At 67.0% G+C, this 20,332-nt stretch carries 19 protein-coding genes and 4 pseudogenes; 7 read left to right on the top strand and 16 right to left on the bottom strand.

The genetic code is table 11. The annotated features are described in order from the left end of the window. Positions 1-182: pseudogene (locus tag ACGFZW_RS36680) on the top strand (IS5/IS1182 family transposase); the annotation flags it as partial. 118 nt (positions 183-300) lie between these two features. Here ACGFZW_RS36680 and ACGFZW_RS36675 read toward each other — a convergent pair. Next, the gene (locus tag ACGFZW_RS36675) at positions 301-2,070 is read right to left on the bottom strand and encodes a pentapeptide repeat-containing protein (RefSeq protein WP_393897661.1); all 1,770 of its coding nucleotides are present in this window, start codon (positions 2,068-2,070) and stop codon (positions 301-303) included. 533 nt (positions 2,071-2,603) lie between these two features. Here ACGFZW_RS36675 and ACGFZW_RS36670 point away from each other — a divergent pair. The 3 genes and pseudogenes from ACGFZW_RS36670 to ACGFZW_RS36660 form a co-directional block, all read left to right on the top strand. Next, positions 2,604-3,116 (top strand): hypothetical protein, encoded by a 513-nt coding sequence (locus tag ACGFZW_RS36670; RefSeq protein ID WP_393897660.1) that lies wholly within the window; start codon positions 2,604-2,606, stop codon positions 3,114-3,116. Positions 3,117-3,463: 347 nt separating this feature from the next. Continuing rightward, positions 3,464-4,414: a phosphotransferase family protein gene (locus ACGFZW_RS36665; protein ID WP_393897659.1), complete on the top strand. Its 951-nt coding sequence runs from the start codon at positions 3,464-3,466 to the stop codon at positions 4,412-4,414. A gap of 54 nt (positions 4,415-4,468) precedes the next feature. Further along, a pseudogene (locus ACGFZW_RS36660) lies at positions 4,469-4,816 on the top strand (DUF6193 family natural product biosynthesis protein); the annotation flags it as partial. Between the two features lie 96 nt (positions 4,817-4,912). Here ACGFZW_RS36660 and ACGFZW_RS36655 read toward each other — a convergent pair. After that, the gene (locus ACGFZW_RS36655) at positions 4,913-5,731 is read right to left on the bottom strand and encodes a phosphotransferase family protein (RefSeq protein ID WP_393897658.1); all 819 of its coding nucleotides are present in this window, start codon (positions 5,729-5,731) and stop codon (positions 4,913-4,915) included. 387 nt (positions 5,732-6,118) lie between these two features. Then, positions 6,119-6,820, bottom strand: a complete 702-nt coding sequence (locus ACGFZW_RS36650; protein WP_393897657.1) for a hypothetical protein — start codon at positions 6,818-6,820, stop codon at positions 6,119-6,121. Positions 6,821-6,909: 89 nt separating this feature from the next. Between ACGFZW_RS36650 and ACGFZW_RS36645 the strand changes: the two genes are divergently transcribed. After that, positions 6,910-7,395: a hypothetical protein gene (locus ACGFZW_RS36645; protein ID WP_393897656.1), complete on the top strand. Its 486-nt coding sequence runs from the start codon at positions 6,910-6,912 to the stop codon at positions 7,393-7,395. On the opposite strand, the gene ACGFZW_RS36640 is transcribed toward ACGFZW_RS36645, so the two are convergent. From ACGFZW_RS36640 to ACGFZW_RS36615, 6 genes and pseudogenes are all read right to left on the bottom strand, one after another. Then, entirely contained in the window at positions 7,382-7,609 is a 228-nt protein-coding gene (locus tag ACGFZW_RS36640; RefSeq protein ID WP_393897655.1) for a hypothetical protein, read from the bottom strand. The genes ACGFZW_RS36645 and ACGFZW_RS36640 overlap by 14 nt on opposite strands. Positions 7,610-7,668: 59 nt before the next feature. Further along, a complete protein-coding gene (locus ACGFZW_RS36635) occupies positions 7,669-8,220 on the bottom strand; it encodes a hypothetical protein (protein WP_393897654.1) in 552 nt (183 codons plus the stop codon). Positions 8,221-8,449: 229 nt separating this feature from the next. Next, a pseudogene (locus ACGFZW_RS36630) lies at positions 8,450-8,767 on the bottom strand (protein kinase family protein); the annotation flags it as partial. A gap of 360 nt (positions 8,768-9,127) precedes the next feature. After that, entirely contained in the window at positions 9,128-9,361 is a 234-nt protein-coding gene (locus ACGFZW_RS36625; protein WP_393897653.1) for a hypothetical protein, read from the bottom strand. Positions 9,362-9,624: 263 nt separating this feature from the next. After that, on the bottom strand, positions 9,625-11,010 hold the full coding sequence (locus ACGFZW_RS36620; RefSeq protein WP_393897652.1) for a hypothetical protein: 1,386 nt from the start codon (positions 11,008-11,010) through the stop codon (positions 9,625-9,627). A gap of 707 nt (positions 11,011-11,717) precedes the next feature. After that, the gene (locus ACGFZW_RS36615) at positions 11,718-11,858 is read right to left on the bottom strand and encodes a hypothetical protein (protein ID WP_393897651.1); all 141 of its coding nucleotides are present in this window, start codon (positions 11,856-11,858) and stop codon (positions 11,718-11,720) included. A gap of 10 nt (positions 11,859-11,868) precedes the next feature. Here ACGFZW_RS36615 and ACGFZW_RS36610 point away from each other — a divergent pair, with 10 nt between their 5' ends. Beyond that, the gene (locus ACGFZW_RS36610; protein ID WP_393897650.1) at positions 11,869-12,327 is read left to right on the top strand and encodes a hypothetical protein; all 459 of its coding nucleotides are present in this window, start codon (positions 11,869-11,871) and stop codon (positions 12,325-12,327) included. 845 nt (positions 12,328-13,172) lie between these two features. Then, positions 13,173-13,598: a peptidase inhibitor family I36 protein gene (locus tag ACGFZW_RS36605; protein ID WP_393897649.1), complete on the top strand. Its 426-nt coding sequence runs from the start codon at positions 13,173-13,175 to the stop codon at positions 13,596-13,598. A gap of 176 nt (positions 13,599-13,774) precedes the next feature. On the opposite strand, the gene ACGFZW_RS36600 is transcribed toward ACGFZW_RS36605, so the two are convergent. The 7 genes and pseudogenes from ACGFZW_RS36600 to ACGFZW_RS36570 form a co-directional block, all read right to left on the bottom strand. After that, positions 13,775-13,966 (bottom strand): DUF6417 family protein, encoded by a 192-nt coding sequence (locus ACGFZW_RS36600; RefSeq protein ID WP_393897648.1) that lies wholly within the window; start codon positions 13,964-13,966, stop codon positions 13,775-13,777. Between the two features lie 324 nt (positions 13,967-14,290). Beyond that, positions 14,291-14,791, bottom strand: coding sequence for a hypothetical protein (locus ACGFZW_RS36595; RefSeq protein WP_393897647.1), 501 nt, complete (start codon positions 14,789-14,791; stop codon positions 14,291-14,293). A 41-nt stretch (positions 14,792-14,832) separates the two neighbouring features. Next, positions 14,833-15,393: a GNAT family N-acetyltransferase gene (locus ACGFZW_RS36590; protein ID WP_393897646.1), complete on the bottom strand. Its 561-nt coding sequence runs from the start codon at positions 15,391-15,393 to the stop codon at positions 14,833-14,835. Between the two features lie 70 nt (positions 15,394-15,463). Beyond that, positions 15,464-15,655 (bottom strand): annotated as a pseudogene (locus ACGFZW_RS36585) (IS256 family transposase); the annotation flags it as partial. A 213-nt stretch (positions 15,656-15,868) separates the two neighbouring features. Continuing rightward, a complete protein-coding gene (locus ACGFZW_RS36580; protein ID WP_393897645.1) occupies positions 15,869-17,974 on the bottom strand; it encodes an SUKH-4 family immunity protein in 2,106 nt (701 codons plus the stop codon). A gap of 724 nt (positions 17,975-18,698) precedes the next feature. Continuing rightward, complete coding sequence (locus ACGFZW_RS36575) at positions 18,699-19,067, bottom strand: hypothetical protein (protein WP_393897644.1); 369 nt, start codon at positions 19,065-19,067, stop codon at positions 18,699-18,701. Positions 19,068-20,073: 1,006 nt separating this feature from the next. Further along, on the bottom strand, positions 20,074-20,319 hold the full coding sequence (locus ACGFZW_RS36570; RefSeq protein WP_393897643.1) for a hypothetical protein: 246 nt from the start codon (positions 20,317-20,319) through the stop codon (positions 20,074-20,076). Positions 20,320-20,332 lie beyond the last annotated feature (13 nt).

The raw sequence follows: 20,332 nt of genomic DNA, 5'->3' as shown, positions 1-20,332 counted from the left end.
GCAGCCGGGGCGGCAGGCCACCCGCCTTCGACCGTGAGACCTACAAACAGCGCAACACCGTCGAGCGGTGCATCAACCGCTTGAAGCAATGGCGCGGAATCGCCACCCGCTACGAGAAGACCGCAACCATCTACCTGGCCGGACTGTACATTGCAGGCATCTTCCTTTGGTCCGCTCGGTGATCCAAACGAAACGACCTAGCTGCTACCTGCCGGAGGACTGGCCGGTGATCTGCAAGCTGTTCCAGCAGCGCCCGAGGCATCGGGTTGGCGCGGTACACCCTGGGTGCGGGCGGGGAGATCAGCGTTTGACGCGACCTCTGATGCCCAGGACTGCCAGACCCAGCAGGGCAGGCTCGGTGAGGCGAGAGAGCATCTCGGTGTAGGTACCGGCCGTCGTCAGGTCCTGCCCAGAAGACCGGAAGATCACCGAATTCACCACGACACGAAGCGACCTCTCAAACCGCTTTGACGAGAGACGGTCCAGGTACGGCTCATCGGGGTTCACCGGAGCAGGCGTGCCGCTGGTCATCGTGATGCTGCGGCCGGTGAGCGTGCCGGTGCTGGTGGACTTCCCCTCCCCTTGTGGCAGGCCCCATAGCATCATCGCCATCAGGGTGACCGTCATGGCCACCAGCAGCCATCCAAGGGCGCGGGCGGCGCGCAGCCCGTAGCCTGACAGCGCCCAGTAGAGGGTGAGGAGGCTGCGCTCGCTCCAGGGAATGTCGTCAGCGTGGCGCCGCATCTCCATCTCGCCGTAATAGAAGTCGGCTGCGCCAGGTTCGTGCTTAGCGTCCTCGAAGGCCTTGCGCAGCTGTCGGTACACAGGCGCCAGCGCAGCCGGTACCAGTACCTCTTCGGTTTCTGGAGCTGGTGTCCAGCCCTCTGCGCCGGCCTGGCGGGTGGCGCGCCAGTGGTGTTCTTCGGCGAGTGTCCGGCGGGGCGTCCAACGCACTGGCCACACTCCGCGCCGCCGGACGCCGGAGGGGGAGGTGGCGAGGCGGTAGCGCCCCTCCAGCCGGAGTTGGTCGAGGTGGATGGTGCCGGCGAACCGGCAGTCGCTGAGGTCGATGTCGGTGAGCACCAGGTGCGCCGCATCCACGCCTCTCAGGGTCAGGACACGAACATGGGGACTGCTCAGGGACAGTTCAGGTAGTACCTCGCCGTCCGCGGTGAAGGGGCGGGAGCGGGCCGCGATGCTCACTGGATGCTCGAGGACGGCATCGCTCAAGTCCACGGTGGCGTTCCGTAGCCGTAGCGCGGCGGTGGACATCCATCGTGTTCGCCGGCAGTGCACTGCATCGGCTGCCACCTCGATGGTGACGGCGGCTCCGAAGAGTGCTTCAGAGAGGTCCAGCGTCCCTGTGCACACCAGCGGCCCCACGGTGGCCACGTGCTCGAAGGTCACCTTCAGAAAGCTGACGTCGCCGTGGAACTCCGCCCGACGAAACCACGTGTCGCCGCGGAACTCTGCGCCGCCGAACCAGGCACCACCCCGGAATTTCGCGCCGAAGAACGAAGCCTCGGCATTGAACTTCACTCCGCCGAACACGGCGGTGTCGGCCATATCGGTCCGGACGAACCAGGCGCCACCGTCGAAGGTTGCCCGCTCGAACGAGGCACGACCGCCCACACGCGCTCCCTCAAACAGAGCCTCGCCGCGGAACTCCACGCCGTTGAACTGGGCGTTTCCTTCAATGTCCGCTCCCGTGAACCAGGCACGGCCGCCGAACCTCACCCCGTCGAACACAGCGTCACCACTGAACGTTGCCTCTTGGAAGAGGGCTTCGCCCAAGTGGGGCCGACCTGTGACGGAATCCGTGAATGCAGTGAGCAACTCGCTGAGGAGTTCGCCAGTGAAGGGGGTTCCGCGGTGGTCGACGTCGGCGCCGGGCGACAGTGTGGCGAGGTAAGAAGCGCGATTAGGGTGAGTCAGGTGGGCCAGACAGACCGTGTGTCCAAAAACCTGGACCCCGCGGCAACCGACCGGGCCGGTTCCCCGGGCCACGCTGTGGCCGCAGTGGGGCCAGTTGGGGAGGGGCGGCGGCGCTTCGGGGCTCGGACGTGTCATGTACCCACGGACGTCTTCGCGCGGCCGTGCAGTTGCACCCACCGGCGCACGGTGGGTGGGTGCCGACTCGGTGAGCCGGGGTAATGCCGACCGTTCTCAGCGGACCGGGGGGCGGGGCGGACGGATGGGGGGCGGCCAGTCAGGGGACGGGGCCTCCTCGATTACTACGGGCGACATCTCTGCCCACGAAGCACCGCTGTGCACGACGTCAACCCTGAAAGTCCGCCGCAGCACCGCCACCCAGAGGTTGAGCAGGGTGCCGTAGTCCGACTTAACCGAGTTAACTGGCGATCTCGACGGCCACGGGGCCAGGCAAGTTAGCTGGGTTCGAGCCAGCCCAGCCCAGAAGGCGGTAAGAGCGAGGAACACGCCTCGCTCCCTCGGTCACGCGCCTGTTGGTCGTCGTCGGCGACGAACTCCAGCACCTGCTCGCCATGCCGCCCAAACGCCGCGAACGTGAGCGAACTGTTGTGCAAGACTGCTCTTTTGTTCGCGCGGGCAGGGGCCCGCGCGTGACGGGAATCGGGAGACCTGTGCGCAAGGCGAGGTGGGCGGCCGCGGCCGCCGGTGTGGTGCTTCTGGTGGCGGGATGCAGCGGTGCGAAGGACGACAAGTCCGGGGCGTCGCGTTCCGGCTCGTCCGCCGCTCCGGCGGGAGCGGGCGGGAGCCTGGGCGCCGGCGCGGCCACCAAGGAGATCGTGGAGGCGGCCGCGGCAGCAGGTTTCACGGGGGAGCCGTCGGGGGGTATCCCGGCTTCCCTCGAGAGGTGCGGGGTCTCCTGGCAGGCGGACGTCAAGAAGGCCGCAGACCCGCAGAAGTCCTACGCCGGGACGCTGGCGGCCCTGAAGAAGGGCGGCTGGAAGCAGGCGCGGGAGCTCAAGCAGCAGGGTTCGGTCATCACGTCCCTGGAGAAGAGCGGCTGGACTTTGAGGGCGATCTACCGCGACCGAGCCGAGTCGTTCCTGGTGATCTCCTTCGAGGCTGTGGACAACAGCGCCGAGTGTGAGAATGTATTCGCCGAGGAGCTGGCGAAGAAGAGGTCGTAGGGCGCAGGCCGGGGGCCTGCTCGGCGCTGAGCGCGTCCGGATCTGCAGCGCAATAGGGGCACAGCAGCGTTGATGGCGCCGCGAAGTAGTCGTACACGGTGGTGGCGATGATCTCTTCGAGTCGGCAACGGGCCTCGAATTGACTACCTCGAGCCGGTTGTCCGCAGATTCGCTGGGGGCTAGTGACCACGCGTGCTCAGACGCGCGAATTCACCTGCAGGCCCGTTAAGCCCGTCATGGCTCAGTTCGCGAGCGGGCTCTGGCACAGATCTTGGGGAGCGGTCGCGGAGGGTGAACGCAGTGGTCTTCAACGACAGGCGCCGACGTCCGGATGATGAGGTGGCACGGTGACCAATCACGTTGAGGCGGCGGCTGTCCGACCGTTGACCCTGGCTTGGGCGAGCCGGCACCTGGAGGTCGGGGAGCGGATCGTCAGAGCCGAGGCTCTGCAAGGCGGCATCACTGCCGAAATGCGGCGACTGACCATCGGCATGCGGGGAGGAGGCACCCGCGACCTGGTGCTGTGGAGCTTCGTCAACGTGGAGCATGCTGAAGACTGGCTGAACCGGGAGGCCGGCGCGCTGGCTCTGCTCACGGGGGCCGGGGTGCCGGCTCCTGGACTGGTCGCGGTGGATCCGACGGCCGCGCATTGCGAGTACCCGTCGCTCCTGATGACACATCTGGTGGGGCGGACAGTCCTCGACGAGGAGGGACTGGCGACGCGTGTCCCTCTGCTGGCCCGTCAACTCGTGGCGATCCACGCGTTGCGCCCCGCCGAGCGGCCCCGGGAGTATGTGGCGTTGACGACCGCCGACACCGTCGTGACTCCGCGGGGCGCCGACGTGGCGGCATGGGCCGCGGCGATCGACGTGATCCGGGGGCCCGCGCCGCCCTATGAAGGGCGATTCCTGCACCGGGACTTCCAGCCCGGCAACGTACTGTTCGACGTTCCTCCAAGCCCTGCAGGTCCCCGGATCACCGGCGTCGTCGACTGGGCAGCGACCTCCTGGGGCCCGGCGGACCTCGATGTGGCGCACTGCTCCACCAACCTCGCGCTGCTGCATGGCCCGGCATGGGGTCTGCGGTTCGCTGAGGCGTATGAGGAGGCCGGCGGGGCGCTGGCCGCAGCCGCGAGCGAGCGACTGTACTGGCAGGTTCGGGACGCACTGGCGTGCTCGGAAGAAGTGCAGTTGGTGTCGCAGCCATGGCGGGAAGCAGGAAGGGCAGAGCTGACGACGCCAGCCGTGGCGGAGCGGCTGAATGCCTACGTCACCGCCCTAATGGACGCGCTGAGCTGAGCCGAGCATCCCCATCAAGAAGAGGAGTGAGGCTGGGCCCTTCACAATCTAGGGATGGCCGACACCGTCGACGCCGCTTGGCACAAGATCCTGGGCAAAGCCGGTGAAGCCTCCCGGCCGGAGGCATCGCCGCTGCGGAATTCATTCACCGAGATGGTGCAAGTGGCTTACGCCAAGCCGCGGCTGCGTCAGCTCTACCCGTGGACCGGTATGTGGGAGCTGCACTTCAGCAGGTGCACGGAGCTGCGGCCCACCTGGGACATCCCCTACATCGGCACTCTGGGAGACGGCCGGTACTACGTCGAGGGACCGAGCCGGAGCAGCCCGCGGATCGCCCTGACAGACAGCGCACAGGTTGCCGTCGCGATGGTCATCGAGCGTCTGCCGCCACACTGCGGCCCGGCGTTCGTCGGCAGTGCCGACGAATTGACTGCCGACGAGAAGGCGCGAGACACCAGGCGAAGCACGCCACCTGTCGGGACGCGCACGCCCCCTGAGTTAGTCCAGCAGGTTCAACAAGCGGCTTGCCTGCCTTTCCGCAGTGCCTGGCGGGTTCCTCGGCTTGTTCCCCTTGTCGAAGGAGAGGAGGAACAGCCATACGAGAGCGAGGAGCCGCCGGCACTCCCCCAGCCGCACAGATTCACCTGTCGTCAGCTCGAATTGTCCCAGGAGGGCCTCAACGTCGAGCGGCTGATCCACCCAGCTGGCCACATGCTCGGTGATCTCCGCCAGTTCAAAGGCACGGTCACTGGCCCCGGAGTCCTCGAAGTCGACGACGCGCACTTCGGAGCCGTCCCACAAGTAGTTGGCGAGATTGCCGTCGCCAGGACCGAAGACTCGTGGGACGTCAGGCAGCCCGGCAGTCTCCATGCCCGAGCCGGCCAACCAGGCCAGCCCCCGGTTCATGGCATGCCTCACCTCTTCGCTGGTCTGGAGCCGAACCTGCGGTCCCCAGGAGCGGAGGTGAGCGACGAGGTCTTGCTGATGCCCTGGCCGGCGAGGGACCGCTGCCAGCGCATCAGGCGGCACTGCGCCATACAGTCTCGACAACGTCTTGGTCAGGGCCTTGATATGTGCCCTGTCGAGCGAGCGGCCTCGCAAGGGCTCCCCGGAAAGCCGGGACATCACCACTGTGGGTTCGTGCGCCTCAAGGTCCGCTTCCCAAGGCTCGGGAGCCAAGCCGGGTGCATACCGGGCAAGCAGGGTCAGGGCGCGCCACTCACGCTCAGCTTGCTGTCGGTGCTCGCCCCGAAATCGTTTGATCACGCTGCGGGACCTCAGCTCGACCGCGTGAGTACTCCAGTGTTCGGGACTCATGGGCAGCGATCCTTGCATCTGCACGAGGTGGCGCGAGTGAGGGCTACACGTCTGGTGCCAGGTCACCGAAGTTAGGATCACCCACGGCACGGCCGACGGCCGTAAGGCGTGCCTGCACCACTGCCTGGTCTATACGGCCACGCAGGCGATCGTCGCCGGGATTGGCGCCCGCGCGCTCGGGATCCGGGTCCACCCGGCCGCCGCCGCGATGGCGTCGCCGTGTCCTTCGGCACCCACTACGCCGCGGATCGCCGTGTACCGGGCAAGGGACTTCTGGAGAAGATCGCCACCAAGACGGGCAAGGGCGGCTTCTACAAGCTGGCCGACTTCGGCATGAACGGCGCCTTCCACTTGGACATTCTCTGCACCAGGAAGATCTGGGACGGATCAGGAGTCTGTGTCTCGCTGGGAGGTCTCCGCGTCCGGTATTGGAAGAGGCCGGCCGCCGAAGGTGATGGCGCCGGTTCCTCCCGTCGCCGTGATAGTGGGACCCTGGGCATTTCCCATGACGATGTTGTGGATCCCCTCACGAGTCGACGGAGGGTGAGGTTCCTCCCCGCTCTGTGGGGTTGCCATGGCGCGTTCCTCTGCGGTGACAGCTGCCCTGTTCTCTTGTCCGGCCTGAGGCCCTCCGCTATCCCGGGGGGCAGAGTCGGTAACGGCTTCGATACAGGTCAGCAGGACCTGCAAGATCGAGAAACCTTTTTCGTCGTAGTTTTCGCTGGTGTTGAGGCGGGCGACGTAGGTGTCGAGGAGCTCGGCTGCTTGTGTCAGCCTGTCCAGCTGAGCAGTGTCACAGTGGCGGGTCGCAGTGTGGAGCCAGAACTGTGCTTGGACCAGGTCGTCGAACCACTCGCGTTGATGTTCCTGTTTAAGGACCGCTGCTCCGCGCCCGCCGGCGAATTCCGATCGAAGATTCGCGGCGCGGAGAAGATGACGGAGCGCTCCGTTGTAAGCAGCGGCCCGCTGGTCGCGGAGCCACTTCCTGTCTTCTCGCCGGGCTTGCCTCTTTTCAGAGAGCGCAGCCCCGAGCATGGTGGTCAGCGCTCCAAACACTGCGCCAACCAGTCCGATGATCGCCTCTGCCATCGAGGGTCCTCACGATCAACATCGTTCAGGAGTAGGACCTCTAGCCAAGCGCATGTGTTCCCTGTCGGCCACTGCCTCTCTGCAATGTCATGAGTGCCGCGACGAGCATCGATCAGGTCGCCACTCTGGCGACGTTCGGCGCGGTGGGGGCGGTGCCCGCTGTTGGTCACAACCTGGCGGATCACGTGTTCGGACAGGCCGATGGCCAGACCGCGGGCAAGGGGGCGCCCTCGGCGACCGAGGTCGCCGAGGGCGTGAGCCCAAGGCGGGGCTGGGGCGTATGCCTCAGGCACGTGGCGCAATATCACCTGGTTATGGGCGTTTTGCTGGCCTTGGTGTGGGCCGTTCTCCCGCTCCAACTCGGCTGGGCGGGGCTGTTTGCTGGGCTGCTCGTCTCGGTGGTGACACACGCGTTCTTCGATCGCCGGTGGCCTCTGCGATGGCTGCTGGATCACACCGGCGCGAAGGGCTTCGCGGAGCTGAAGGCAGCCGGAATGAACGGAATGTATTTGAGTGATCAGGCCCTGCACCAGACGGCGTTGTTGGTGTCCGCTCTCCTGATCACCCGTGTGTGATCTGGTTGAGGAACCACGGGAAGCCCGAGGGAGACCGGGCCGTTTCGCTCGAAGCGGCGAGCCTGCTCACGCTTGCTTCGCAGGAGCGTGAGGGTGAGGTCGAGTCCATCGCTCTCACCCGCCAGTCCTCTGCGATGGCGTGCTCGCGGCGGGCAAGGAGGTCCTCTTCCAGCTCGTCCAGCCGGGGCAGCATCTTCGGGTTGACGCTCAGCATCAGGCAGCGGACACAGGCTCCTCTGAACTACGCGCGCGGCATGGCTCTTGGGACGGCGTTCAGCGCTGCCAGAGGAACGCGGCCTCACTGCAGGGCTGGCAGTGGAAGAGGTAACCGCGACCCCCGCCGCCGAAGTTCGCGGAGGTGGCGTATTCGTAACCCTCCTCCAGCTCGGCCGTGAACGTCATGCGAGTGGTGCACGAGGGGCAGTCAGGAGTCTCGTCACCCTGAATCCAGTCAGGCTCGCCGCCCAGCCGTCCGAGGACCGGCTCCTCCGTGGGATTGTCAGCGAGATGGAGGCGCAGAGCCGTGACCGCGCCCAGGAGTGTCTCGCCGTCGGCCGGGACGATGGTCGGGGTGAGCTCACCGGAGAACAGGTAGGCGCGGTTGGCACCGGCGTTGGCGTCCCAGTCGTCGCACATCCCGGGATCGTTCTGGCAGAAGAACACCGCGACCACGCCGATGTCGAGGGGCAGATGGGCGAGGAACTGCATGGCCTCATCGCACTCGCGGCACTTCGGCCAGACGAATTCACCCGGGACGAGCGGGACTCCGCCGGTGCGCGGCGTGGGCGCGTCGGCGGTGGTCTCCCCGTCGTAGATCAGCAGCATGGCCACAGCGTATGGTCAGCCCGTTGGGTCAGGTAGCTGGATCTGGCCTGATCCCAGACAACGTCCAGCAGCCACAACACTCTTTTCTGCACTTTGCAACCCGGCGGGCTGAGTAGACCTTGTGCCTGCGTAGGCTGCCCGCATGATCGTCCGCTGCATTCAAATCATCAGCCAGGCAACTGGAGAGGTCGTGGCCGATCACCCCTCCATCCGTGTCGGCAGTTCGTCGTATGGTGTGCACCGCGAGCTCTCGCCAGGCTCCGAAGCCCGGCCCGCCGAGGGTCCCGATGCCGTAGTGACAAAAGACGGGCAAATCGAACAGGTTCGCCGTGGACCGGACGTGCTCAGGTTGTCTCTCCAAGTCGGTGAGGGGCACCCGCTTCACGAAGACCGGAGTTCCGGCGACCTCCAGCAGGACCGACTTCCCACCGATGCCGGCCCCGATCGGTATTGCCGTGTCCAAGAGCTCGTGCAGGGCGTCGCCACTGCACGAGGACAGGGACTCTGAAACCGCCTTATGGACGGTCAGACGCGCATCACGCGACATGTCAGGGCACTTCACTGTGGCCTCCCCCGGGCGCCGGCCTCAATTCTGCACCCGCACGAGCAGTGCAGTACCAGAACACCGCCTCTACGCCAGTACGCCACCCTGCCGACGGCCGAAGCATCGCCACCGGTATCGCTGTCCTCGCCTGGAGCGCCGCATCTGCTCTTGCGCTGCGCGGACTGAGCCTGCGCCCGCAGGTGTGACCCGTCGCCGGTAGCCGTTCGTGTCGGGGAGTGGTCGGTCGGACGTAAGCCGGTCACTGCTCAGGCGGTCACGGTGCGCTGTGTGGAGCGCGATCGCTGGTCCGCCTCTGGCCTGGCCGGCATACGGGCCGGGCATGCGGTGCTGTCTGGCATCTCGTCAGTCCCCGCCGCCACCGCCGCCGCAGCTGAAGCCATCGCCGTAGCCATCATCCTTGCCGAAGTCGCCGCCGGCCCCGTCGTGGTGGCTGCCGGAGCTGTTGGAGCTGCTGGATGAGGAGCGAAAGATGTTGACGCCGATCGACAAGAACACCAGCCCCAGCAGCACATAGAGCCCTCCCATTGCCAGCCCCCCAATCACGAGCGACTTCAGTAGTACCTCTACGTGCAGCACGCCACCCCCTGCGGCCGCCACCGTGGCGGCCTCCACTGTGGCGTACCGGAGGCGGGCGCGGGAGGCCTTGGGGGCGGCGCGATGACGCCAGATAGCCGTGTTGGGTCGCAGGGCTGGCGGGTGGCCAGGTGACGCTCGCGCCCAAGAAGTGGCAGCGCCCAGGCTTCTGGGAGGAATACTTCGACGGCGAGCCAACTGCTGGCGCTGAACGCCACACCTGGAGGGGCCCGGCCCGTCACAACCGGACCGAGCCCCTCCATCTTCTAGCTCTTGCGGTAGCCCCGCGCGGAAGGCGGCAACGCCATGTCCAGGAGGCTGTCGATGGTCTTGCCATCGAGCCCGCTGTCCAGGCTGAAGGATCGGCGGAACAGACCCCCGACCACGGCAGGCTGCAGGCCCAGGCGCACGCGAGCCGTGAGGCAGACCTCCCCGAGGAGGTTCGCGGTCTCACGGGGCCGGCGCTGGATGTACCAGGTGAGGAGCTTCACGGCACTCGTGGGCATGTCCGAGAGCATGATGTCCTCCACCCCCTTGCCTTCGCTGACACGCTGTTCGACGTCTTCCGCGAGACGGCCGACGATGGACTCGACGAGCACATCCCGCAGCGGGCCATGAGGGATGAGCCCCTGGTCGTGGCCGTACATGAGGCTGGCCGCCGCGTCCCAGGCGAGAGAGTCGGCAGCACTTTGCGCCAAGTCGCCCTTCATAAAGGCCGGCTGCTTCTTCCCGCCGCTGTGGCGGGATTCCGTCAGAGCTTCGTGGAAGACACCGCGCAGCCGGTTGTGGTCGTCCACAAGGCCGGTGGGCTGGACCGTGTCGTACACAGTGGTGGCTGACAGGAGCGCTTCGGGCCCGTTGTCCCGAAGGTGGTTCTCGGCCCAGTCCTGCGCGACCGGCACGGACCACCACATGCTGCCAGCCGCCTCAAGCTGCGGCTCGGGCAGCGAGTTACGTCCGTACTTCGGATCGGGCAGGTCGTCCACACCGATCGCCGCGATCTTCGCCAACCCCGCCATGTCGACGAGGGCCTCCCGCTCCAGCTCGGGTGCATGAAAATCGACGATGCACGCGTCCAACGGCAGCCGGCCAGGATCTGCCGCACGGAGCTCCGCCCATAGGGCTAGGTGATCCTTCCAGTTCGTCACAGGCTCCTGCGCCGTGAAGCTGGCAATCTTCATGATGCTGGCGTTCTCAGGGCTCCCGGCGGAGTCCAGCAGATGGGCCGCCGTGATCGTCGTGGGGTTGTCGACCGGCCGAGGATCGTAGCCCTCGAAGGCCGTGTCCGACACCTGGCTGGGGCGATGCCAGCGCTTGCCGTTCCACCAGTAACCGCCTCGCCTGTGCAGGAAGCCCGAACGCCCATACTTCCACTGGTGGTGCAGATCGCCCTGATACCTGTCATGGATAAGAAGGACAGTGCGGCCATAGGGCGGGTGGTGATAGACGGCCCAGGCAAAGGACGGATTCTTGGGCTCGGTGGTGAACGCAACCCACCCGCCGCCCGTGGTGCGATCAGTGCGCCCCCAGAGCCCTGCACCCTGGTTCCGGCCGGTGCGTTCGATCGCATCGGGACTGTCCAGGGGCAGACGGCCGTCGTTGATGAACGGCAGGCCCGGGATCGGGTGGTCGGTGCTGATGCCGTTGGCCACCGGACGTAAGCGGTACAAGCCGGTTCCCCCTCTGCTGATGGTTATCGTGACGGCGGAACGCTAACCAACTAACGACCCAGATATGCCTCATGAGATATCCCGGTCTCCTCGTCCGTTGCCGTGAGGCTCCTCAGCCGACTGGCGCCACCACATTCCGGATTGCAACCGGAACATCAGCATCTGCCGGCCGTGCTGCACCGCCTTCGCCAATGTCGCCGAGAACTGGGCCAGGGGCCGTGGCCGCGGGGACATAATTTGGCCGTCTCCACGCCAGGCGCGTTGTCGTCGTCGAGCAACCTTCTCAGTATCAAGGGGAGCGCGTCGTCAGAGGTCTGCGGTGCCCGAGACCGGGCACCGCGCGATCAGTGCGTGGAACGCGGAACGACTTCGAACTCTCCGTCGGCTGGGAGCCCGGTCAGTTGTTCCGTCCGCTCCTGCGCGACGGACGGCCTGACAAGCTCGCGCCGCCAACAACTCGCCGGCCTGACAGGGCTTTGGGAACGAAGGCGCAGGCTAGCTATCTCCCATCACCAGGCCTTCATCGCCCGCCGCCGAACTGAGCGGCCCAGCGAGGAGTACCGCGAGCGCACCGCTACCCAGTGGGACGAGTTCCTGGCTCACTTCGAGCTCCGCAGGGTCGCCCTGGGAACCTGCGGCCGCGACTACGCGACCTCGTGCCAGCATGAAAACGCCTGCTCAGATGTCCCCTACTGCTTGTGGACTCGGCCCAGATGCCACGTCTCCAGGAGATCCACGCCAACCTCGTCGACCGCCTCCAGGAGGCCCGGGGCCAGGGCTGGCTTGGCGAGGTGGCCGCCAGCAGCCAGCGAACTACAGGACTGCGCCACTCTCTGGAGCGTGGGCGAGATCCCCGCAAGCGATGTCGTCAGCGCGGCCTGTGACGCGCTCGTCGCCGGCCTAGACAGCCCCGGACTTCGGGTGCTGGCAGCCTGCACACGCGCCGAGGCGGACTACGACGTGCACGACTTGCTCCCCGGAGCGCTCGATGAGCTCGGCCTCATTCTCTACCCGGCCGCCAGCGAGGCCAGCGAACAAGCCGCCGCGCGAGCGCTCGCACGACGCATGCTGGCCGGCGAGCTGAAACCTTGGGAGCTCACTTTCCGGATCAACCAGCGCTACGGGCATGAGCTGCCCCTGACAGCACGGCTCGTCGAACTCGATGACGAGTACGCCTTCCTCGAATACAGCGACGACAAAGCAATAGCTCAGATCGAGGCTGAGGTCACGGCCGAAGCCCGCCGCCTCGCCGCAGTCCACCCCCGCGTTCCCGCCGAACCCACGGACTTCCCCACCTGATGCACACGGAGCGACCCGCGAGTTCCCCCTGAACAAGCTTCAGTTTCTCTGAACCCACGGGGCTCACCGGCCTCGGGGAACATCGGTACAGCGGTTGGCGCTGAGAACGATCATGCTTGGCTAGCACACCGGCTGGAGGCTCCGCTGGGGTTCGCGGAAAGATCGCCGGGTCGGTTCCGCAGCTGGTTACGGTCCGCCTCGTGCCGGTTGAGATTCTGACTGATGAGCAGGCTGCGGCGTACGGGAAGTTCGCCGAGGGTGTTCGGATCGTCAATCCGTCCCTGCTTACGGAACTGGCGCCGCAGTGAGCGGGCGGGCTTCTGCGCAGGTTCTGCGGCCCCACCAGGTCGAGGCGGTGGCGGTCGTGCGGACCCTTCAGGGGCCCGCAGACGGGCACCTGCAGGAGGTGGAGCTGGGTGCCAGTGCATCGCCGCCAGCGGCTCCGGCCAAACGCTCATCGCCACCGCGACCGCCCAGCGGCTTCGGGCGCGGCGGGTGGTGGTGCTGGTGCCGACGCTGGATCTGCTGGTGCAGACGGCGACGGCGCGGCGGCGGGATCGTGGCCGGTCGGGGGCGATGGTGGGTGTGTGTTCCCTGCCGGCCAAGGATTCCGGAGGTCTGCCGTGCACCACGGACGAGGGCGAACTGGGGCGCGGCTGGCGGCGTTGCAGTCGGGGGTGCTGACCGCGGCCGCGCGGGAGAACCTACGCAAGGTGCTGACTTCCAACAGCCTGCAGGCAACGCGCAGGCACGAAAGGGCTCACCGATCGCTACAAGTCACCCATCTGGAGGAACAGCAGCTCCGTGCGGCATGGCGAACCGTTCCGCCAGGAAAGCCAGTTGCCATGAGACTCCTGCACCGCACGAGCGCGCTGTTCGCCGCCGCCGTCCCTGCCATGCTGGCCGCCTCACTGGCCGGCCTCGCGCCCGCCCACGCCACCACGGCGGGCTCCCCCGGCGCGGCCCAGCACCAGATCAGCTGCCCGCGCGGATTCGTCTGTATCTACCCCGAGATCGAATTCGGCGGCCAGCCCTACGTCAAACGAGCCGTCGACGGCTCCGTGCGCCACCTGCCCGACTACATCCGCGGAGCCGGCAGCTCCATCATCAACAACAGCGGCCGCACCGCACGCGTCTACCAGAAGGACAACTACTTCGGCCGGCACGTCTGCGTCGGACGCGAGGGAGGCACCATCGGCGACCTGCGTTCCTACCAGCTCAACGACACCACCCACAGCCTGCGCAACAACGACACCCCCTGCGGCGCCTGACACCGCCGCCTCCCCCTCCCGGCGGCAGGAGACAACAGGTCCCGCCTCAGAGCGCCGACGTCGGGGGAACGAGCCGGCGCTGGCCAAGGGCCGCAAGCCGCGCGGTCCCGGGGGCGGGCGGCCTGGGCCGCAGTGGACCGTACGGCGCGGCCGGGATGGCGGGAGGTGCTGGTCGGTCAGTTCTCTGAGGGGATCCGCGCTGCAATCTCCCGGGCGAACCAGTCCGCCTCCTGCGACAACTCCTCCAGCCCCTCCCCCGCGATCAGCTGAAGCAGGCGCAGCAGGTCGTGGGCTTCCTCCAGGGTGAGCATCTCCAGGCGGCGCGCGGCGTCCTGGGCGGGAAGCAGGGTGGTGATGTCGTTGCTCATGCTCCGATCATCAGCCGCGCTTCCCGGCCGGCGGGCCTGCATGCGGGATCGTCCACCCGCATGGAGGACGCTGTTCGCGACTGGTGCCCGTGCGTCGCACCATCAACGGCACGTTCAGGCGCTGTCGGCGTCCTGGCCACCGGCCGGGACGTACTCGACGTCCTGGTGGCCGCAGCCGTTCGCCAGTTCGGTCAGAGCGGCCGTCTCGGCCCGGTCGGCGCTCAGGCCCACCGGAACTTGGTGGCCGCGCCCGCTGCGCGACCCGGACGCGCCGGATCTGGACGAGAACGACGAGGAAGAAGGCTCCTGACACCTACTCGCTGGTCATCCCGTCACTTCTGCGGCAACGCCTGGCTGCGGCCGGGTACGCATGCCCAAGTGGGCAAGAGACGGGCCGACAGCGCCCAGTGCAGCGAAGAACAGCGCCAGCAGCAGCCAGCCTGTCGTGCCGAGTCCGAGCACCACCGTGGTGAGGATCGCGGGGGCAAGAGCCTGGCCTGCGCTGAAGCCGAGCCCGAGGACACCTTGGTACTGGCCCTGGGCATGGTCGGGGGCCAGACCGAAGCCCAGGGCGAAGCCCGCCGATGATTCCCAGACCTCTCCCAGGCCATGGACGAAGATCGCAGTCAGGACCAGTCCTACTGCGGCCCAGACTGGGCCGTAGGCCGCCAGCGCCATCATCGGGCAGCTGACGAGGAAGAGCAGCCCCGCTGTGCGAAACGCCCGGCCGCCGTCGTGCGGGGTCTCGATACGCGAGCCGATCCTGGTCTGCATCAACACACAGAAGAGAGAGTTGACGGCGAACAGCGCGGCTACCGCCCACACGTGGGAGTAATTGTCAAGAGTTGTGGATCATCGGAGAGCGTCTATTGGCGTTGCTCCCACGCGGTCCGGGTGAGCTCGTAATCGACGTCGCCGTGCTCCGAGCCCGGGATCGGTTCCGGCCAGTCCCCGGCGAAGCTCCGTAGGAAGGACAGGCCGGACTTCTCCATCACTCGTCGGGAACCAGTGTTAACCGCCATGGTGTGCGCGATGACCCGCTTCACCCCGAGCACCGTGAATCCCTTGTCGATCAGGGCCCGTGATCCCTCGGTGGCGTAGCCGCGGCCCCAGGCGTACTTGCGGAGCCGGTAGCCGAGTTCGACCTCGGCGCGGCTGTGCTCGTCCAGCGGCCGGAATTCGAACCAGCCCAGGAACGCCCCGGTGGCCTTCTCCTGTGCGGCCCAGTAGCCGCGGGTCCCGGTGCCCGGGTAGTCGCGCAGGAGCCGTGGCAGGGTGTACTCCCGGATCGTCTCGGTGCTGGCCGGCTTCCCGCCGTTGATGAAGCGCATGGCCTCGGGGTCGTCGTTGAGGGCGAACAGGTCGTCGGCGTCGGCCTCGGTGATCGCGCGCAGCACGAGCCGGCCGGTCTCCAGGAAGATATGCATGCCGCGATCTTCACCGCCGTCGGCCGGGGGCGCTACCGGTTTCAAGATGGGCTGGTGACGGAGCGCCGGTTCACGCAGCACAGGCTCCTGGGCGTTCGATCAGTTGTCCGCGTTCGAAGCGGGCTCCGGCTCGGACGAGGGCGACGAGATGGGATGCGTTCACGGCCCGCCAGCGGGCCTGAGCGGACTCGATGAGCTTGAACACCATGGCCAAGGCGGCTGCTCGGGAGCCGGCGCCCTTGGTGACCTTGGTGCGCAGCTGGCTTCTCCAGGGGCAAGGTCAACGGCCGGCGGCAGCAAGCGAGTCGCGAGGGGCGCGGTCGCCACCGCGTAGGGACACTTGCGCACCGGTCCATGGCCTCGGCCAGCTCAACGCCATGGTTATGACAGGTCGGTGCCCTGGCCGCCGCCTGACACGTTCAGCTCAGCTGGGTGCCGCGGTTAGTCGCGGTCTCGCCCTCTTACGGGACGCAGATCACCACACGGAGTCGCCCAGCAGACCTCGCATCCAGGCGGGGGACCCCGCGCCTCTCTCGTCGATCTCTTCCAGACCCTCTTCCAGTTGATACCGCAGTGCGCGCTGCTCGAGGTCGCTGGGAGCCATCGCCATGAAAAGCGCGGCGAGCTTGCGAAGGTGGAGCATCGCCACGAAGGAACGGAGATCCGAAGCGATCACCTTGTCCGGGCTCCAGCCCCCGGGCTCGTCGTGTGCCTGAGCCCGCAGAACGATTCCGTTGGAGCCGTCGATCACCACGGCCCCGCCCCACCACCGTCCTATCTGGAGGAAGGGGCCCTCAGCGTCGGGAGGCTGCTGCTCGCCGTCAGGCCAAGGGCTCGTCGCACGCAACTCGCTGTCGCCGGGAAGCGAGAGCTCAAGACCGCCCACCTCCCCCGTGGGCAGACCCATCTCTTGGAGGACTTGGCGTGTGGTGGGGTCGCTGAGTTCGGCCGGCAGCCTCCCGGGAGCAATTCTTGCGACGGGATCGGGTGCGAAGACCCTTCGGCAGGCGTCGTAAGCAGGGATGAGGACTTCCGCTGGAGGAGAGCCGGTCACGCTGCGGTAGGGCCAAACCGCATCCGTTTGCCTGGTGGGAGTCAGGTGCACAGGTGTCGACCAGCCGGCCGGGCCCACGGCGAAGGCGCCGCCCGGCCCGGCTACCACGAGCGTGTCGCCTACGTGCAGGGCACATGGCAGCCAGTCCCGGTCGGGGCCCTCGCCGTAGCTGCGTGCGGCTTCGTAGGCGAGGTTCTCGAAGGTCAATTCGACGTCACGGCCATCTGGCCATGCCATCGCTGCCAGGGTGTCGTCGGGGATGACGGTGTCGAACGGGGCTGTCAGCAGTTCACCGGTCGCCGCATCCCACATCCAGATCGGCCGAGCCGCATCTCGGAACTCACCCCACCCGAGAACGACGTGCTTGGCCTGCCAGCTCACATGAGCCAGAGCTGCGATGGGGCCGGGCTCGATGAACTGCGGCTGCCAGCTGCCGGGCGGCCTCCAGTGTGCCCAACGGCAGCGCCACGGCAGCGGATGCCTGATGGCGATGGCGATGTCTCGCGCCGTATCTGTCGCTCCCCGCGCGGTGGTGAACAGGTTGAGCCACGCCGCCCATTCCCCCGGATCACCCGGCGTGACGCCGTAGCTGTGTGCGTAGAACGCGTCCGATGCGAGTGTGTCGACCGGGGGGCCGTGGCGCAGGCAGGAAGCTGCATCGAGCAGAGCATCCTGGGAGACGGCGACGAGAGCGGCGCCGTTCTGCATCAAGCGCCTGAATTGTCCAGCGCTGGCTGCGTGCATGGCCGTTGCGCTTGCCCGGTAGCCCATGGCACCGGGGGTCTCTTCGGCGTCTGTGTCGAGAAGCCAGTTCATGACCGCGTGGTGCGCACGTTCCGCGATTTCGTTGCTGAGCGTACTGCGCAGCGCCTCGGCCACCGACTCGTCTGCGAACGCCACGGTGCCATCGGCGGACAACTGCAGCCCGGGGTGTTTCGAGGCGACTTCTTCAAGACGCGCCTCGTCCCACGTTCGTGAGGTGAGAACCCTCGCCAGGACACTCCAAATCGGCAGAGGAACCTTCCGCGCTTCAGCGAGCGAAAGGGCCAGGATTTCGGGAGAGGAAGAATAGGCGGCTGCTTCACGGGTCTCGTCCTCGGGCGGGCGCATCACGTACCGGTGGCGGTCCGCACTGAGGAAGTCCTCCTCGTCGTTGATCTCCACGAGGATCCCGAGTCCGTACTCCTCCGCGAGCTCGTCCAGCCGGGACTCGATGATCCTTCGTGGGTGGGAAGACCGCCGTGTCCGGCCGGCGCGGTGAGCGTTAACCAGCAACACCAGGGCTCGGCTGCTCCCCGTCTCCTCCTTGGAGCGGACGCGGATCGCTTCGGAGAGTTCCTCAGTGGTCCGTCCGGTTGCGTCGAGAACAAGTGCCTCCGGGATCTCCTGGGAGAGCAGTCTCAGCACGCTCGTGCGGCCGGAGCGTGGAGGGCCAGCGATCTCCCGCACCTCTGGCATCCAACTGGAGTCGCTCCACCAAGCGCTGAGCTGCGCGACGGCGTCGCGCTGGGTTACTTCGTGGCGCACAACTCTCCTCCATTGCCCAGCTCGGGAGACAGCGGGGCAGCAGCAGTTTGTGGGAACAAGATCAACAGGCGAGTCAGCGGTTGTCCAGTCCTGCGGTCAGGGCTGGCCCGTTCATATCATTCTGATCAGTCGACCGGCCCAAGAACGAAACCCTCATCCCCGACCACGCCGGAGCCGGGCAGCGGCGAGGGCACCGCCGGTAGTGGGGGTCATGGGTGGGCAACCACCGCCTACGCTCGCTGTGTTTGAAGCAGACAGGATCAGCGACGATCGTTCGGGCCGGGAAGCCCCCGCCGGCTCTCCGCCAGCCGGGACGTCAGCACGGGGCAGGGGGGCGTCGCCCCACGTGAGGTGAGCGCCGGTCACTGGCCACTCCCCCGGCGGGACCGGCGCCATCCGCCGGGCGTCGCGGATTGCTTCGTTGGTGCAGCACGGCCCGCAGATGCTGATGTTCCGCTCGGTGGCGATCCGGGAGCCTCCGCCAGTGTCGCCGGGGAACTGGGCCAGGGGGCCGAGGCAGTGGGGGCATTCTTGGGCCGTCTCAGGGCCGGACGCGTTGTCGTCCATCGAGGAACCTTCTCTGTATCAAGGGGAGTGCGTCGTCAGAGGTCTGCGGTGACGACCGGCGCCGCGCGATCAGTGCGTGGAACGCTGAGCAGTCCAGAGGTTTCCGTCGGCTGGTTCCACGTCAGCTGTTCCGTCCACTCCCGCGCGACAGAGCGCCTTAGCCGTCGCACCCGTCGATGTCGTCGTCGCAACCCTCCACGTTGTCCCTGGTGACGGTGTTCAGGCGCCACATGACGAGACCGGTGCCGTCCTTGACCGGGTCGACTTTGGCGGCGAAGGTGCTGCCCGGAGGGATGTTGAACTGATCGGCTTCGCTGTCGCCGCAGCCGACTCCGTATGCCTGTTCTTTGCTGCCGCGTGCCAGCGTGAGGGTGAGTTCCTTGACGCCTTGCGTATCGCAGGTGATGTCGAGGCGGTACCAGCGCTTCCCAGGCGCCTGGAACTCTTTGTGCGCGCCGCTCGCGATGTTTGCGGTTCCGGAGTCAATGAGTTTGGGGTCGCTGCCGTCGCCATCGTAGGCGTCCAAGGCCCGCTCAGCGCGGTCCAAGGCGTCGTCCGGTTCCCACGGCCGACTGTCGTCCGGTGGAGAAGTGGCCGGCCTTTGGGGGACCTTGGAGGGCTGCGCCAAAGAGGCGCTGGGCTCGGGAGTGGCGTGTTGTGCTTCGTTGGCGCAGCCGACGAGGAGCAGGAGGGTGACTGCGCTGAGCGGGAGTATGTGGTGCAGACGCATGGGGTCCCCGGGGTGTGGGTGTTGCTGATGGCGGGGCCTGGTGCAGGCCCCGCCATCAGTGCGGAGTGGTGGGTGCTAGCTAGTGGTCAAGCGGCGCAGTTGGCCGGGGCCGCATTTATGACGGATTCATACATTAGTACTAACTTTCTACACTCCTCGGCAATTCGGGAGTGTTGTCTCAGACGATCTCCGCAGCAGCGTTTCAGCGCCATCCCGACCAGCAGGTTTCGCAACGTGGATGACAATTTTTCGGACTGAACAGGACACCTGATCGCAGGACCGCTGGCCCAAGCGTGACCTCAGCACGTCGCCTCTGCCTGGCGAAGTCCTCTGCTCGCGAGTGACGCCGGGACTCCCCCGCGCGCGCCGCGCCTCCTGCGCCTCGAACACGACATCGCGCCCCGGCAGCGAAGCTGTTTGCCGGACCGGCTAGACGGCGCCCTGGCCCTCGGGCAGAGAATCGTTCATGGCTCCGTGCCGGAGATGGTCGCCTAGAAGAGTGCGGGGCGCGGCTACCCATTCAGCGCCACCTGGCCGCCGAGACGAGGCACCATCCTCACCCGACACGGGTGGGTCACTGCGTGGGTCTGCGGCCGCATGCTCCGTGGCGTGTCCACAGCCAAACGGAGGCAAGCTCTTGTTTCTTCGCTGGGAGCGATCCTAAGCAGAGCACGCAAGTTGTCCACTGGAGGTTCGGACGTGTCATGTACCCACCGACGTCTTCGCGCGGTCGTGCAGTTGCATCCCCCGGCGCCCGGTGGGTGCGTGCCGGCTCGGTGAGCCGGGGTAATGCCGGCCGTTCTCAGCGGGCCGGGGGCGGGGCGGACGGTTGGGGGGCGTCCAGCGGGAGGGCGTCCAGTAGCCTGGTCGCGTCCCCCAGGCGTAGGGCGCCCATTTCCACGTACGCGCGTCCGGTTCCGGAGACGAGAGGGCGGATGCTGGAGACGGCCGTCTCGGGTACTCCGGCGCGCTGGAGGGCAGCGCGGAGCAGGGCTGCGACGTGCTCGGCCTCGGCGCGGGCGCTCTTGTAGTCCTTCATGGGGATCACGCGGGGCTTCGCT

It is taken from the genome of Streptomyces sp. NPDC048248, from assembly GCF_043201875.1.
Lineage (GTDB): Bacteria > Actinomycetota > Actinomycetes > Streptomycetales > Streptomycetaceae > Streptomyces.
Note: the sequence above shows the minus strand (reverse complement) of the source record. Positions and strands in the feature narration are given on the sequence as shown.